The sequence below is a fragment of the Kribbella albertanoniae genome (assembly GCF_004348455.1).
Lineage (GTDB): Bacteria > Actinomycetota > Actinomycetes > Propionibacteriales > Kribbellaceae > Kribbella > Kribbella albertanoniae.
Window position 1 is genome coordinate 1 of the sequence record NZ_SMKA01000238.1, and the last position, 15,353, is coordinate 15,353.

General features: G+C 67.6%; 13 protein-coding genes and 1 pseudogene. 10 read left to right on the forward strand and 4 right to left on the reverse strand.

What is annotated here, in order from left to right; translation table 11 throughout:
- The first annotated feature begins 119 nt into the window (after positions 1-119).
- Positions 120-776 carry an RraA family protein gene (locus tag E1261_RS34725; protein ID WP_132413964.1) on the forward strand — a complete coding sequence of 219 codons (657 nt, stop codon included), beginning with the start codon at positions 120-122 and terminating at the stop codon, positions 774-776.
- A gap of 5 nt (positions 777-781) precedes the next feature.
- Here the strand turns inward: E1261_RS34725 and E1261_RS34730 are convergent, their stop codons facing one another.
- Positions 782-1,285 (reverse strand): DUF402 domain-containing protein, encoded by a 504-nt coding sequence (locus E1261_RS34730; RefSeq protein ID WP_132413965.1) that lies wholly within the window; start codon positions 1,283-1,285, stop codon positions 782-784.
- A gap of 147 nt (positions 1,286-1,432) precedes the next feature.
- Between E1261_RS34730 and dxs the strand changes: the two genes are divergently transcribed.
- The 5 genes from dxs to E1261_RS34755 all read left to right on the forward strand — a co-directional run bounded on the left by dxs (position 1,433) and on the right by E1261_RS34755 (position 9,016).
- Positions 1,433-3,319 carry a 1-deoxy-D-xylulose-5-phosphate synthase gene (dxs, locus tag E1261_RS34735; RefSeq protein WP_132413966.1) on the forward strand — a complete coding sequence of 629 codons (1,887 nt, stop codon included), beginning with the start codon at positions 1,433-1,435 and terminating at the stop codon, positions 3,317-3,319.
- Positions 3,320-3,332: 13 nt separating this feature from the next.
- A complete protein-coding gene (locus E1261_RS34740) occupies positions 3,333-4,670 on the forward strand; it encodes a gluzincin family metallopeptidase (protein WP_238176612.1) in 1,338 nt (445 codons plus the stop codon).
- 83 nt (positions 4,671-4,753) lie between these two features.
- Positions 4,754-6,106 (forward strand): hypothetical protein, encoded by a 1,353-nt coding sequence (locus E1261_RS34745; protein WP_132413967.1) that lies wholly within the window; start codon positions 4,754-4,756, stop codon positions 6,104-6,106.
- A gap of 85 nt (positions 6,107-6,191) precedes the next feature.
- Positions 6,192-7,673, forward strand: coding sequence for an amino acid permease (locus E1261_RS34750; protein WP_132413969.1), 1,482 nt, complete (start codon positions 6,192-6,194; stop codon positions 7,671-7,673).
- Positions 7,674-7,732: 59 nt separating this feature from the next.
- Positions 7,733-9,016: a gluzincin family metallopeptidase gene (locus E1261_RS34755; RefSeq protein WP_132413970.1), complete on the forward strand. Its 1,284-nt coding sequence runs from the start codon at positions 7,733-7,735 to the stop codon at positions 9,014-9,016.
- On the opposite strand, the gene E1261_RS34760 is transcribed toward E1261_RS34755, so the two are convergent.
- Positions 9,006-11,135 carry a 3-hydroxyacyl-CoA dehydrogenase NAD-binding domain-containing protein gene (locus tag E1261_RS34760; RefSeq protein ID WP_132413971.1) on the reverse strand — a complete coding sequence of 710 codons (2,130 nt, stop codon included), beginning with the start codon at positions 11,133-11,135 and terminating at the stop codon, positions 9,006-9,008. The genes E1261_RS34755 and E1261_RS34760 overlap by 11 nt on opposite strands.
- The gene (locus E1261_RS34765; protein ID WP_132413972.1) at positions 11,132-12,331 is read right to left on the reverse strand and encodes a thiolase family protein; all 1,200 of its coding nucleotides are present in this window, start codon (positions 12,329-12,331) and stop codon (positions 11,132-11,134) included. Before E1261_RS34765 ends, E1261_RS34760 begins: the two co-directional genes overlap by 4 nt.
- 134 nt (positions 12,332-12,465) lie before the next feature.
- Here E1261_RS34765 and E1261_RS34770 point away from each other — a divergent pair, with 134 nt between their 5' ends.
- The 4 genes from E1261_RS34770 (at position 12,466) to E1261_RS34785 (ending at position 14,849) form a co-directional block, all read left to right on the forward strand.
- Positions 12,466-13,134 carry a hypothetical protein gene (locus E1261_RS34770; protein WP_132413973.1) on the forward strand — a complete coding sequence of 223 codons (669 nt, stop codon included), beginning with the start codon at positions 12,466-12,468 and terminating at the stop codon, positions 13,132-13,134.
- The gene (locus E1261_RS34775; protein WP_132413974.1) at positions 13,131-13,799 is read left to right on the forward strand and encodes a dienelactone hydrolase family protein; all 669 of its coding nucleotides are present in this window, start codon (positions 13,131-13,133) and stop codon (positions 13,797-13,799) included. Before E1261_RS34770 ends, E1261_RS34775 begins: the two co-directional genes overlap by 4 nt.
- Complete coding sequence (locus tag E1261_RS34780; RefSeq protein ID WP_132413975.1) at positions 13,796-14,284, forward strand: glutathione peroxidase; 489 nt, start codon at positions 13,796-13,798, stop codon at positions 14,282-14,284. Before E1261_RS34775 ends, E1261_RS34780 begins: the two co-directional genes overlap by 4 nt.
- 82 nt (positions 14,285-14,366) lie before the next feature.
- Complete coding sequence (locus tag E1261_RS34785) at positions 14,367-14,849, forward strand: VOC family protein (RefSeq protein WP_132413976.1); 483 nt, start codon at positions 14,367-14,369, stop codon at positions 14,847-14,849.
- A gap of 246 nt (positions 14,850-15,095) precedes the next feature.
- Here E1261_RS34785 and E1261_RS34790 read toward each other — a convergent pair.
- A pseudogene (locus E1261_RS34790) lies at positions 15,096-15,353 on the reverse strand (ribonuclease D); the annotation flags it as partial.

The following is a 15,353-nucleotide window of genomic DNA, read 5'->3' on the forward strand; positions in this document are numbered from 1 at the left end:
GTCCAGGGGTGGGTGCGGAGGGCGTGGACTCGGCCGTTGGGGTACGTGCCTGAGTCGGACATCTGCCGGGGTGGCGTCGTCATCGATGGATTCGCGACCTCGAATGTGAGGATTGGGACATGACGACCAGCACTTTGCTCGAGCGCTTGCGTGAGCTGTCTACGACCAGCCTTGTCGATGCGGCGTCGACGTTGCGCGTTCTGCCGCCGGGGCTGCGTCCGGTTGCGCCGGGCGGAGGTCTGGTGGGACGGGTCGTGACCGCACGGGCAAACCGTGACCTGATGTCGGTGATCCATGGGTTGCGGGAGTCGGGTCGCGGGGACGTGCTGGTCGTTGACGCAGGTGGCGAGGACAGAGCCGTTGCGGGCGAACTGTTCTGCACGGAGGCTCAGCGCCGCGGTCTCGCGGGACTGGTGATCGCTGGACGTTCTCGCGACACGGCCACGGTTGCCCGGCTGTCGATGCCGGTGTGGTCCACGGGATTCGCCCCGAACGCGTATCCGGCGAAGGCTCTCCCCGAGACCGGAATCGATCTTGTTCTCGAGGGCGTCCGGGTTCGGCCGGGGGATCTGATCGTCGGCGACGACGACGGATTGGTGGTGGGTTCCGAGCAGGAGTTCGCTTCCGCCGTCGACGCGGCAGAGGCGATCGAGGCCCGCGAGAGGGACTTGCAGGCGCGCTTGCTCGACGGTTCGTCCCTCTTCGACGCCTTGAACTACGACGAGCACCTGGCCGCCCTCCGCGAGGGCCGTTCGACCGCACTCGCCTTCGGCTGAGCTGTCTACGCCAAGGCGCGGATGGCTTCCAGATAGGGCTGGTAGGCGGAGCGGAAGGGTTCGGCGGTGGTGATGTTGGCGGCCAGCCAGGTGCAGGTGGCTTGGGCGGTGGCTACTACCTGGGGTGGGTAGGCGTACTTCACGCGGTGGGCTTCGAACTCGTCTTCGTCCATGACTCGTACGGCGCCGCTGCGGAGCAGGCGGATGTCGAGGTCGAGGTCTACGAGGGTGACGGTGTCCACGCCGAAGACTGCGGGCATGGTGACGTCGCAGTAGATGTGGGTGGCGTGGGGGGTGTCGTTGAAGAGGGCTGACCACCATTGGCCGCGGGGGAAGAGGCGGACGCGGTGGTGGTCGACGGTGATCCAGGTGCCGTCGGCGCGGCGGGCGCGGCTGCCGGGGCGCGAGCCTACCCAGAGGCCGTGTTCGTCTTCGCCCAAATCGACGGCCTCCATCAGGCGGTGTGGGGTGCCGTCGTACTTGGTGAACAGGGTGGTCACCTGATGCATGCGGTCACTGTAGGGGACACCCCGAACTAATCACCCTCAGTGAGCGTCTCAGAAAGTGAGATTCACAGCACGTGCCCGGCCAGTTCGGAATCAAGCGGGCGCATGCATAGACTCAAGCATTCGAGGACGACCTGTGGAAGGGGCTCGATGCGCGTGCTGGAGACGGTCGGCGGGCCGGCGGATCTGAAGAAGCTGACGCCGAAGGAGCTCACCGACCTGGCGGCGGAGATCCGGGACGTCCTGGTGGAGACCGTGTCGCGGACCGGGGGACACCTCGGGCCGAATCTGGGCATGGTGGAGATCACATTGGCGATGCACCGGGTGTTCGACTCGCCGACGGATCGGCTGGTCTACGACACCGGCCACCAGACGTATGTGCACAAGCTGCTGACCGGCCGCGCGCCGAAGTTCGACAGCTTGCGGCAGGAGGGCGGCCTGAGCGGCTACCCGAGCCAGGCCGAGTCCGAGCACGACATCGTGGAGAACAGTCACGCCAGCACGAGCCTCTCGTACGCCGATGGTCTGGCCAAGGCCTACCGGATCCGCAAGGAGAACCGGCATGTCGTCGCGCTGATCGGTGACGGCGGTCTGACCGGTGGCATGGCGTGGGAAGCGCTGAACAACATCGCCACCGAGAAGGACCTGAAGCTCGTCATCATCGTCAACGACAACGGCCGGTCGTACAGCCCGACCGTCGGTGGCCTGGCGACGCATCTGACCGCGCTCCGGACCAATCCGCGGTACGAGAAGATCCTCGACCTGATCAAGAAGAACCTCGGCCGCACGCCGCTCGTCGGCCCGCCGATGTACGAGGTGCTGCACGGGGTGAAGAAGGGGCTGAAGGACATGCTGGCCCCGCAGGGCATGTTCGAGGACCTCGGCCTCAAGTACGTCGGTCCTGTCGACGGCCACGACCGGGAAGCGATGGAGGACGCGCTCAGCAAGGCGAAGGCGTTCGGCGGCCCGGTGATCGTGCACGCGGTCACCCAGAAGGGCTTCGGGTACGCCGCTGCCGAGCAGGACGAGGAAGACAACTTCCACCAGATCCGGCCGCCCAACAAGCCGCGCGGCTGGACGGATGTGTTCGCCGAGGAGCTGGTCCGGATCGGTCACCGCCGGCCCGACGTGGTCGCGATCACCGCCGCGATGCTGAACCCGACCGGCCTCAACCAGTTCGCGGAGGCCTTCCCCGACCGCACGTTCGATGTCGGGATCGCCGAGCAGCACGCGGTCACGAGTGCCGCGGGTCTCGCGATGGGTGGCATGCACCCGGTCGTCGGCCTGTACGCGACTTTCCTGAACCGTGCCTTCGACCAGTTGCTGCTGGATGTTGCGCTGCACAAGTGCGGTGTCACGTTCGTGCTCGACCGCGCCGGCGTGACCGGTGACGACGGCCCGAGCCACAACGGCATGTGGGACATGTCGATCGTCCAGGTTGTCCCGGGCCTCCGGCTGGCCGCGCCGCGGGACAGCACCCGTCTGGTCGAGCTGCTGAACGAGGCAGTTGACGTGAGCGACGCCCCGACCGTGCTGCGGTACGCGAAGGGCGAGGTGTTCCCGGACATCGACCCGATCGACAAGGTCGGCGGCCTCGACGTGCTGCATCGTTCCGGCACCGACGTCCTGCTGGTCGGCATCGGCTCGATGGCGGCCACCGCGATGGACGTGGTCGAGCGGCTGCAGGCACAGGGCATCGGCGTCACCGTGGTGGATCCGCGCTGGGTGAAGCCGGTCGATCCGAAGTTGGTCGAGCTGGCTCCGAAGTTCAAGCTCGTGGTCACGATCGAGGACAACGGCCGCGCCGGTGGGTGTGGCGTGATGATCGCCCAGGCCCTGCGCGACCACAACATCACGACCCCGGTGCGTGACTTCGGCATCCCGCAGCAGTTCTTGGAGCATGCGAAGCGTGCGGCGGTTTTGCAGCAGATCGGCCTCACCGGTCAGCAGATCGCGAGAGATGTCATCGAGGCCGTTGCCCAAACTCAGGGTGAGTCGATCAGTGAGCCAGCGACTGGTCGGCCAGGCGGAGCCTGAGCAGGCGGCCTGAGTGGGCCGCCATGCGGCACCTGCGCGGCGTCGGGCCGCAGGACGGGCCCGTACGCCGCTTTGGCCGTTCCTGCTGTCGTTCGTGCTGGTCGCGGCGGCGGTGGCCGGCGGCCTGGCCCTGCACCAGTCCACCACCCAGGCCGAGCAGCCGGCCAAGACCGCCCCGAAGACACCGGACATCGATCTGGTCGCCCGGGCCGCGGCGGTCGACAAGGTCCTGAAGCGTCGCGCCCAGGCCGTCCTCGCCGACGACCAGGCTGCCTTTCTCGCCGACGTCGACCAGGCCAACCTGAGCCTGATCGCCCGGCAGCGCACGCTCTTCGCCAACCTGCGGCAGTTCGGCTTCGCGAAGCTCGCGTACCACCAGCTCGCCCAGCAGTACGACGACGCCGTCACCCGCAAGTACGGCCCCTCGACGTACGTGGTGGCGGTCGCGATGACCTACCAGATCCGCGGTATCGACACCGTCCCCGTCCGGTCGATGCTCGGCTACACCTTCAGCGAGCGCAAGGCCGGCCGCTGGGCCCTCGTCTCCGACCAGGACCTCGACAAGCGCTTGCCGCGCGGTTCGCACGAGGAGGCCTGGGACACCGGCGAGGTCCTGGTCAAACGGGCCGCACGGGTCCTCGTGGTCGTCGAGAAGGGCCAGCAGCAGCTGGCGGCCAAGCTGACCGGCATCGCGACCAACGCGGTGAAGGCGGTCGGCAAGAGCTGGCCGGGCGGCTGGACCGGCTCCGGCGTGGTGATCGCGCTCGACGACAAGGTCGTCCGCGGCGCCGACTACACCGTCCCGAAGAACGCCGAGGACGCGATCGCGATGGCGACCTGGGTCTACCGCACCTTGCCCGGTGAGGTGAGCGGAGCCGGCGAGCGCGCCGACTCTTATGTCGTGATCAACCCGCGGAACCGCAGCCGGATCGACGTCCGCACCCTCGCGCACGAATTCACCCATGTCGCGACCGCGTCGTACGGGCCCTATGCGCCGCGCTGGCTGGTCGAGGGCGCCGCGACGTACGTCGAGTTCCTGCCGATGGACGGCGCCCAGGATCTGGCCCTCCCGAAGTACCGGCAGGAGGTGCGAACGAAGTACCTGGCGAAGGCGAAGAGTCTGCCGGCCGACGCGGTCTTCTTCCAGCGTCCCGACAGTTCGTATCCGCTGTCGTGGCTCGCGGTCGACTATCTTTTCGACCGCTTCGGTGGCACCGAGGTCGCCACGCTGTACCAGGAACTCGCCGCGCTGGGCTCCAGCCAGGAAGAGCGCGACCGGATCATGACCGAACATGTCGGGCTCACTGAGACTGCTCTGTTCCGGGCATTGAAGAACGCCGCTGCATCGTGACCGGCGTGTTGGTGGCGGAACGCGGCGAACCGAGTAGGGTGGCCGAGCTGTAGACAGACGGGCCCTCGGAGGAACGACCCGACGTGAGTGCGACCATCCCTAGCGCCCCGCCGCCAGGCGCTCCGGCTGGCCCTGGCCGATGGCTGGGGCTGCTGCTGGCGGTAGCACTCGTGTCCGGCGGTGTCGTCTACGCGGTCAACGAGCGGTCCGAGGACGCCCGGGCACGGGTGGCGACCGTGACCCCATCCAGTACGCCGAGATCGCCGTCGAAGGCGTCTGCCGCGGCGACGGCTCGCCGGGTGGCGATCGACACGATCCTGATCCGCCGCGCCCAGGCCGTGCAGACCGGGAATCAGACGCTGTTCCTGAAGGATCTCGACCCGTCGAACACCAAGCTGATCGCCCGCCAGAAGGTGCTGTTCGCGAACCTGGTCGAGATGGGGTTCGCCGAACTCGGCTACAGCCAGGCCGAGGAACGCTTCGACCCGGCCGTCGTGAAGGCTCGCGGACGAGCGACGTACCTGGTTCGCATCCTGATGCGCTACCAGATCCCGAAGGTCGACGTGGCTCCGGTGACGACCGAGCTCGGGTACACGTTCATCAGCCGGGCCGGCCGCTGGGTGCTGACCGATGACGACGACCTCGACGACGACCTCGGCCCCGGCGCGCACCGCGAGGCCTGGGACCTGGGCCGGATCGAGGTACTGCGCGGACCCCGCGTCCTGGTCGTGGTCGAGAAGGGTGACCACGAGCGTGGCCGGGCGATCCTGACCGAGGCGGCCGAGGGGCTGGTCGAGGTTCGGGACTACTGGCCGCGCCGCTGGCGTGGGTCCGCCCTCATCATCGCGCTCGACGACACCGAGGTCCGCGACGCGCGGTTCGCCGACGAGGACATCGAGTCGGCGGCCAGTGCGGGGTCGACGTTCTCGTCGCTGCCCGGTCAGGACACCGCCGACGGCACCGTGGCCGGCGCCTACATCGTGATCAACCCGAATCAGCGTGACCAGGTCGACGAGATCCTGCTGTCGCACGAGCTCACCCATGTCGCGACCGCCGACCTCGGCGGATACGAACCGCTGTGGCTGGCCGAGGGCGCCGCGGAGTACGTGTCCTGGCGCGGTATCGAGGCCCTCGGTGGTCCCGGCGAGGTGGCCAAGTGGGAGCAGGAGGTCATCGACGACGCACTGCCGACGCTGCACTCGCTCCCGACCGACGCCGGCTTCTACGAGAGTTCCTCCGACGTGTACGGCGTGAGCTGGCTGGCCGTCCGCTACCTGGTGCAGCGGATCGGCCTGGACGCGGTCGCGGAGCTGTACGAGGACATGGCTGCCCACGGCATCAATCAGGTGTCCCGCGACCGCATCCTGCTCAGCCGCAGCGGACTGACCGAGGTCACGTTATGGACATCACTACGGACATACCGGCCGCAACGCTGAGTGCCGAATTGACCTCGCGCTGTCAGAGAGGCAGGCTCGGAGAGTTCCGTCCAGTCCAGTAATGGACGCAGTCGAGGAGGCGCAGATGAGTCTTGTCCGGAAGAAGACGATCGAACAATCGATCGCCGATACCGACGAGCCGGAGTACCAGCTCAAGAAACGCCTCACCGCCTTGGACCTGACGGTCTTCGGTATCGGCGTGATCATCGGTGCCGGCATCTTCACCCTCACCGGCCGGGCCGCCAAGTCCTTCGCCGGCCCGGGTATCGCCCTCTCCTTCGTGCTGGCCGCCCTCTGCTGCGCGCTGGCCGCCCTGTGTTACGCCGAGTTCTCCTCGACCGTCCCGGTGTCGGGATCGGCGTACACGTTCTCCTACTTCTCCCTCGGTGAGATCTTCGCCTGGATCATCGGCTGGGACCTGCTGCTCGAGCTGATGCTCGGGGCAAGCGTCGTCGCTCAGGGCTGGTCGACGTACGCGGCCCTGTTCCTGGAACAGATCGGGTTGAGCTGGCCCGAATCGATCGGGCCGGACAGCAGTGTGAACGTGCTCGCGATGCTGCTGGTGGTGATCCTGGCCACGCTCGCGACGATCGGTATCAAGGAGTCGATGCGGGTCAACCTGGTGCTGGTCGCGATCAAGCTCTTCGTGGTGCTGTTCGTGATCGTCGCCGGCCTGTTCTACATCAAGGGTGAGAACCTGACCCCGTTCATCCCGCCGAGTGTGCCCGTGCCCGATGGCAACGTGACCATCACGACACCGTTGTTCCAGGCGCTGTTCGGGTTCACGCCGTCGACGTTCGGTGTGATGGGTCTGATCTCCGGTGCGTCGCTGGTGTTCTTCGCGTTCATCGGGTTCGACGTGGTCGCCACCACCGCCGAAGAGGCGAAGAACCCGCAGCGCGATCTGCCGCGCGGCATCATCGGTTCGCTGGCGATCTGCACAGTCCTGTACGTCGCCGTCTGCCTCGTGATCACCGGCATGGTCAAGTACACCGACATCAGCGGTGAGGCTGCGCTGGCCGAGGCCTTCCGCTCGGTCGGCCGAGGTGGGTTCGCGACGCTGATCTCCGCCGGTGCGGTGGCCGGTCTGACCACCGTCGTACTGACCTTGATGATCGGTGCGGCTCGTGTCGTGTTCGCGATGAGCCGCGACCACCTGGTGCCGCGTGAGCTCGGCAAGGTGCATGCGAAGTGGGGCACGCCGTACCGGTTGACGATCGGTATCGGTGTCGTGGTGGCGATCGTGGCCGGGGTGACGCCGATCGGCAAGCTGGAGGAGATGGTGAACATCGGCACGCTGGCCGCGTTCACCCTGGTGTCGATCGCGGTGCCGCTGCTGCGCAAGAGCCGCCCGGACATCCAGCGCTCCTTCCGGGTGCCGTGGAGTCCGGTGATCCCGATCGTCGCGGCGCTGATCTGCCTCTACCTGATGCTGAATCTGTCGCTGGAGACCTGGCTGCGGTTCGGGATCTGGATGGCGATCGGCTTCGCGATCTACGCCGTCTACGGCTACCGCAAGAGCCGCGTCGGCATCGAGCAGAAGACCGGCGAACAGATCGGGGCCTGAGCTCCCTGTCGAAGGTCGGCTGCCGGTAGGATCAGCCGACCTTCGGAGGGGGAGTACTCATGAAGCACCCGCGGCGCCTGGTCGCCGGGATCACTACGCTGGCGATCGCCGGCGCAGTGGCCGTTGTCGGTGTCCGGCTGCAGCAAGGTGCCGCTGCGCCGGCCAGCGAGGCCGCCGCGATCAAGGCCACGCCGGGGCCGGCCACGCCGACCGAGTCACCGAAGCGCAAGCAGGAGATCAACAAGCTGCTGAGCGCGCGGGCAGCCGCGGTGCGCAAGGGGGACGTGAAGGCGTTCGTCGCCGCGGTGGACGTCAAGCTGTTGCCCAAGCAGCGGCAACTGTTCGCCAACCTGCGGCAGTTCGGGTTCACCAAGCTCGAGTACTTCCTGGCCGAGCCGCGGCCGGCTCCGCTACTGACCGCGAAGTTCGGGCCGACGACCTTCTCGAGCCGGGTGCTGATGCGATACCAGCTGACCGGACTGGATGCGAAGCCGGTGCAGACCGACGTCGCCTACACGTTCGTACGGCGGCCGTCCGGCTGGGTCCTGGTCGACGACAGCTCGATCGACGAGGTGCTGAGTCACGACGGTCACCGGCAGCCGTGGGACTACCAGCCCATCACGGTCGTCCGCCGTGGCAAGGTCTCCGTGGTCGTCGCCAAGCGCGAAGCGGCCCTCGGTCAGAAGATCGCCGCGGCCGCCGAACAGGCCGTGCGCGGTGTCCGGCGGCATTGGCCGCAGCAGTGGGACGGTTCCGTGATGGTCGTCGCGATGCCGGAGCCCCAGGTGCTGGCGATGCTCTGGCTGTCCGGCTCCGGCAAGGGCTGGACGATCGCGGCCAAGGACGTCCCGATCTACGACCAGGACCCGGTCCGCCAGCGGACGACTGCGCCTGTGGGCTCCCGGATCGTAGTGAACCCGGCCGTGCGCAAGGAGCTCGACAAGGACCTGCTCGCGCACGAGATGACCCATGCGGCCTCGGTGCTGCTCGGCCGCAACGCGCCGATGTGGATGGTCGAAGGGTACGCGGAGTACGTCCGCTGTGCGGTGATCGAGGACGACCCGCACTGGACGGTCGACCCGTACCGCAAACAGGTGCGCAAGACCCTGCCGTCGATGAAGGCTTTGCCCGGTCCGGCGGAGTTCAGCGTGGCCGGTAGCCGCTCGTACGGTCAGAGCTGGTGGGTCGTCGAGTATCTGATCGGCAAGCTGGGCGAGAAGAAAGTGGCTGCCCTGTACGCCGACCTGGCCAGTCACGAAACCGGGGCCGACGCCATCCTGAAGAAACACATCAAGATGACGCCGGCCCAGTTGCTCGCAGCCGTCAAGAAATTCAGAGGCTAGCCAGACCCCGCGGCAGACTAGCCAGTCCCGCCGGGAGGAAGGGACTGCCGTTCACCTTCTCGGCGATACCGGAACGATCCAGGTACGGCGTGATGCCGCCGAGGTGGAACGGCCAGCCGGCGCCCAGCAGCAGGCACAGGTCGATGTCCTGTGCCTCGGCCACGACACCCTCGTCGAGCATGATCTTGATTTCCTCGGCGAGTGCGGTGAGCACGCGCGTGCGGAGGTCCTCGGCCGACGACGGCTTGTCGCCGACGGTGACGAGCGCCTCGATCTCCGGGTCGACGACCGGCTTGCCCTCGGGCCAGATGTAGAACGACGGCTTGCCGGCAGCAACGACCTTGGCCAGGTTCTCCGAGACCGCGAAGCGGTCCGGGTAGGCCCGGTTCATGGTCTCCGCGACGTGCAGAGCGACCGGGAGGCCGACCAGCTGGAGCAGCACGAACGGCGGCATCGGCAGGCCGAGCGCCGACAGCGCCTTGTCCGCCTCGGGAATCGGCGTACCCTCGTCGACTGCTGCGCTGACCTCACCGAGGAAGCGCGTCAGCAGCCGGTTCACCACGAACGCCGGGGCGTCCTTGACCAGCACGCAGGACTTCTTCAGCTTCTTGCCGACCGCGAACGCGGTGGCCAGCGTGGCGTCGTCGGTCTGCGCGGCGCGGATGATCTCCAGCAGCGGCAGCACGGCGACCGGGTTGAAGAAGTGGAACCCGACCACGCGCTCCGGGTGCTCCAGATCCGCGGCCATGTCGGTGATCGACAGCGACGAGGTGTTCGTCGCGAGGATCGCGTCCGGCCGGACGATCTTCTCCAGGTCGGCGAAGATCGTCTTCTTCAGTTGCAGCTCCTCGAAGACGGCCTCGATCACGAAGTCGGCGTCGGCGAAGACCGTGCGGTCCACCGAACCGGTGACGAGTGCCTTCAGCTGGTTCGCCTTGTCCGGGCGGATCCGGCCCTTGCCGAGCAGCTTGTCGATCTCGCCGTGCACGTAGCCGACCCCGCGGTCGACCCGCTCCTGGTCGAGGTCGGTCAGGACGACCGGAACCTCGAGCCGACGGGCGAACAGCAGCGCCAGCTGGCCGGCCATCAGGCCCGCGCCGACGACGCCGACCTTGTTCACCGGGCGTGCCAGCGACTTGTCCGGCGCACCGGCCGGTCGCTTGGCGCGCTTGTTGACCAGGTCGAAGGCGTAGAGGCCGCTGCGCAGCTCCTCGCTCATGATCAGGTCAGCCAGCGCCTCGTCCTCGCCCGCGAAACCACGGTCGCGGTCGTTGTCCTTGGCCGCCGCGATCAGGTCCAGAGCCCGGTACGGCGCGGGTGCCGCGCCACTGACCTTGACGTCGGCAAATCCCTTGCCTCGGGCAACGGCTGCGTCCCAGGCGTCGCCGCGGTCGATCTCGGGACGCTCGACGGTGACCGCACCGGTCAGCACCTTCGAAGCCCAGATCAGCGACTGCTCGAGGAAGTCGGCCGAGTCGAGCAGGACGTCACCGATCCCGAGCTTGACCGCCTCCGGACCACTGAGCATCTTGTTCTGGTTCAGCGCGTTCTCGACGACGACCTTGACGGCCTTGTCCGCGCCGATCAGGTTCGGCAGCAGGAAGTTACCGCCCCAGCCCGGGATCAGGCCGAGGAAGACCTCAGGCGTCGACAGCATCCCGGCCGCGACCGAGATCGTCCGGTACGTCGCGTGCAGGGCGACCTCGAGGCCGCCACCGAGCGCGACGCCGTTCACGAAGGCGAACGACGGCTTGCCACCGTCGACCAGCTTGCGCATCACGCCGTGACCGATCTTGCCGAGCGCCAGCGCCTGCTCCCGGTCGGTCAGCTTCGGTACGCCGGTCAGGTCGGCGCCGGCCGCCAGGATGAACGGCTTGCCGGTGACACCGATCGCGACGATGTCCTCGCGGGCCAGTGCCGCGTCGATCGCCTCGTTCAGCGAGCCCAGGCCCTTCGGGCCGAAGGTGTTCGGCTTGGTGTGGTCGTGCCCGTTGTCCAGCGTGATCAGCGCCAGCGTGCCCGCCTTGTTGGGCAGTACGACGTCCCGCGAGTGCGCGAGCGTGACAACCTCGTCGGTCGAGAGGGCCGAAGCCGAGTCGATCAGTTCCTGCAAGCTCATGCGGCTGCGCCTTCCCAGTTCGGGTTCTCCCAGATGACCGTTCCACCCATGCCGAGGCCGACGCACATCGTGGTCAGGCCGTAGCGGACCTCGGGCTTGAGCTCGAACTGCTTGGCCAGCTGGGTCATCAGCCGGATGCCGGTCGAGGCCAGCGGGTGGCCGTAGGCGATCGCGCCGCCGTACGGGTTGACGCGCTCGTCGTCGTCGGCGATGCCGTAGTGCTCGAGGAACGCCAGCACCTGAACGGCGAACGCCTCGTTCACCTCGAAGGCCTGGATGTCGTCGATGGTCAGGCCCGCCAGCTTCAGTGCCTTCTCGGTCGCCGGCACCGGACCGTAGCCCATCACCTCGGGCTCGACGCCGACGAAGCCGTAGGAGACCAGCTTCATCTTCGGCTTCAGGCCCAGCTCCTCGGCCGCTTCGGCGGAGGTGATCAGCGCGGCGGTGGCGCCGTCGTTGATACCGGCCGAGTTGCCCGCGGTGACCCGGCCGTGCGGCCGGAACGGGGTCTTCAGCTTGGCCAGGTCCTCCAGCGTGGTGCCCGGGCGCATCGGCTCGTCGGTGCTCGCCAGACCCCAGCCGAGCTCGGCCGAGCGGGTCGCGATCGGCACCAGGTCCGGCTGGATCAGGTCGTTCGCGTACGCCTTCGCGGCGCGCTCCTGGGACAGTACGGCGAACGCGTCCGTGCGCGCCTTGGTGATCGACGGGTACCGGTCGTGCAGGTTCTCCGCGGTCGACCCCATCACCAGTGCGCTGGTGTCGACGAGCTTCTCGGAGATGATCCGCGGGTTCGGGTCCACGCCCTCACCCATCGGGTGCCGGCCCATGTGCTCGACCCCGCCGGCCACGACCACGTCGTACGCGCCGAAGGCGATCCCCGAGGCGAGCGTGGTGACGGCCGTCATGGCGCCGGCGCACATCCGGTCGATCGCGTAGCCCGGGGTGGTGTTCGGCAGACCGGCCAGCAGGGCCGCGGTGCGGCCGATGGTCAGGCCCTGGTCACCGATCTGGGTGGTGGCCGCGATCGCGACCTCCTCGACCTTCTCCGGAGGCAGCGCCGGGTTCCGGCGCAGCAGCTCGCGGATGCACTTGATCACCAAGTCGTCGGCGCGGGTTTCGGCGTACTGGCCCTTGGCCTTGCCGAACGGGGTGCGAACGCCGTCGACGAACACGACATCGCGGATCTCACGGGGCACGGGAGCGCTCCTCTGGGTTGGGATAGCTAAGTTGATGCTACCCGCCGGTAACAGAACAGCCCAACCGCCACGCGTTGTGCGGCTGCTCACACAGGCGCATGCTGAGAAGACAGGTACTTATCGGGAGCTGTTCTATGAACAACTTTGATCTCTCCGTCCCGGTTCTGAGCCGGGGGAAGCACCGCAATCCGCGCAAAGGCGCGTGCTTCATGGAATTCGCCTCGTATCTGGCCGGCGAGCCATGGTCCGACCATCCGTCCTGTACGCACGCCCTGCTGGCCGGCGTGGCCCGGGACGTCAACGACTGTACGACGGACGCCGGGCGGACCCGGCTCGCGCCACTCATCCCATCGGTGATCGGGCTGACCCCGGACGACCCACACGTCGTACCGCGGGTCACCGCTCGCTGCATCCAGCACGCGCTTCCAGTTGTCTCGCAAGAGCGTCAGTACATCCTGGCCGTCGCTCTGCTTGTGGGGGAGCGTCAACTTGCGTTGATCGACGGGCGGCCGCTGGACGACCTCGAGCCGGAGTCACGCGAGGTGCTGGAGTCAGTTCCGTCGGCGACCAAGTGGGCGCGCTCCTTCACCTCACGAGCTCACCGCGGTACGCCGGACTTCGCGCGCCGGACTGCACCTCGGGCCGTGTCGTGTGCGGTCGAGGGAATCTCGCAGGCGTGCGTGCGGAATCCGGATGAACGGCTCTTCGACCTGCTGACGGCTGCGATCGAGGAGACGAGGAGCTGGGTCCACACACCCGCGGAGCGTCCGGTTCGGCAGGAGGTCGTACCCTTCAACGTGTGACTCTGGAGATCGACACCGCCTCAGGTCTGATGCCAGTCCACGAGTGGGGCGACCCTGACTCGTCCGCGCCCGGAATCCTGCTGCTGCAGGAGATCTTCGGGGTCTCGCCGTACATCGAGCAGCGTGCTGCCGACCTGGCCGCGCTCGGGTACTACGTGATCGCCCCGGAGATCTACTGGCGCCTCGACGACGTCGACCTGGACGAGGACGCCGACGATCTGCTCGAGCGGGCGATCGGGACGGTGCAGCGGCTCGACTGGGATCTGGCGGTCACGGATTCGGTGGCGGCGCTGGAGTACCTGCGCAGCCGCGATCGCCGTACCGGGTTGATCGGCTTCTGCTTCGGCGGCGGCCTCGCGTTCAACGTGGCCGCGGTGGCGCCTGCGGATGCGCTCGTGAGCTACTACGGCTCCGCGCTGCCGAACCTGCTGCAGCTCGCACCGGACGTGACCGCGCCGAGCCTGCATCACTTCGGCGACGCCGACGAGTACCTGCCGGTGGACGAGGTGGTGCCAGGTCTGCCCGGCACCGAGATCCACCGGTACCCGGGTGCGGGTCACGCCTTCGACAACCCGATGCCGGCCTTCCACGACATCGACGCCTCGGCCCTCGCGTGGGAACGCACGGTCGAATTCCTGTCTCGCAACCTGCAAGGAGCAGCATGAGCCTGTACGACATCCCGCTGACCACTCTGTCCGGTGCGCCGACGTCGCTCGGTGATTACAAGGGCAAGGCTGTCCTCGTGGTGAACGTCGCGTCCAAGTGCGGCCTGACCCCGCAGTACGAGGGCCTGGAGAACCTGCAGAAGACCTACGCGTCGCGCGGTTTCACCGTGCTCGGTGCGCCCTGTAACCAGTTCGGTGGGCAGGAGCCGGGTAGTGCGGAAGAGATCGACACCTTCTGCTCGACGACGTACGGCGTCACCTTCCCGATGCTGGACAAGCTCGAGGTGAACGGCGACAACCGCCACCCCCTGTACGCCGAGCTGACGCTGACCCCGGACGCGGCCGGCGAGGCCGGTGACATCCAGTGGAACTTCGAGAAGTTCCTGATCAGCCCTGAGGGCACGGTCGCGGCACGGTTCCGCCCGCAGACCACGCCGGAGTCCACCGAGGTCATCGACGCGATCGAAACCCAGCTCAAGAAGTAGCATCTCAAAGAAGTCGCGGACAAACATTGGCCGCTTCTCCTCCTAGCGTGGTGATCACCAACCCACCAGGAGGAGAAGCGCCATGACCGTCACCCCGATTCCGGACGGCTATCACTCCGTGACGCCGTGGATCATCGGCCAGGACACCGCCGGCCTGATGGACTTCCTCGCCGCGGCTTTCGACGCTGAGGACCTCGGCGGCCGCGTCGTGGACGACCAGGGCCGGATCGGCCATGCCGAGATGCGGATCGGCGACTCGGTCGTGATGATGTTCGACCAGCCGGACTGGCCGCCGACCCCGGCGTTCCTCCGCCTCTACGTCCCGGACGTCGAGCAGACCCTGAAGAACGCCGTAGCCGCCGGCGGCACCGTCGTCACCAACCCCACCCACATGTTCTGGGGCGACGTCATCGCCCGAGTCCACGACCCCTTCGGCAACCTCTACTGGCTCCACACCCGCATCGAACTAGTAGACGAAGCCGAACTGACCCGCCGCTTCACCGACCCCAAATTCCTGGACGCCATGACCTACGTCCAATCCTCCCTCTTCCGCCCAGCCGTCTGACGACCGCTCCGTACGTCCGACCCACTTGCACGTGGCGCAGCAGACCGCCGTACCAGCAACGTCCGAAGGATCGGAGGGCCCGCCTCCGGTTCTTCGGACGTTGCGCGCAACCCCGAGCTAACGTCCGAAAGATCGGAGGGCCCGCCTCCGGTTTTTCGGACGTTGTGGCGGGCGCGACGGCGGACCGCTCGCGCCTCCGCCAACACGAACGGATATCAGCTCTTGTGCGCGGGGAGGGGACCCCGGCTAGTCGAGGGTGGGGGCTGGTTCCGTCGCGATGGCGGTGGTTAGGGCTTCGGCGGTGAGGGCGATTTGCCAGTCGCGGGCGTGATGGTCGCGGAGGAAGGTGGAGACGGCGGCCTGGTCGGCGTCGGACGGGGGAGTCCAGGCCAGGCGGCGGATGGTGTCGGGGGAGAGGAGGTTCTCCGTCGGGAGGCGGTGGGCCTCGGCGATCTCGGAGACGGCGGCTCGGGCGGCCGAGAGGCGTGCTGCCGCGTCGGGGAC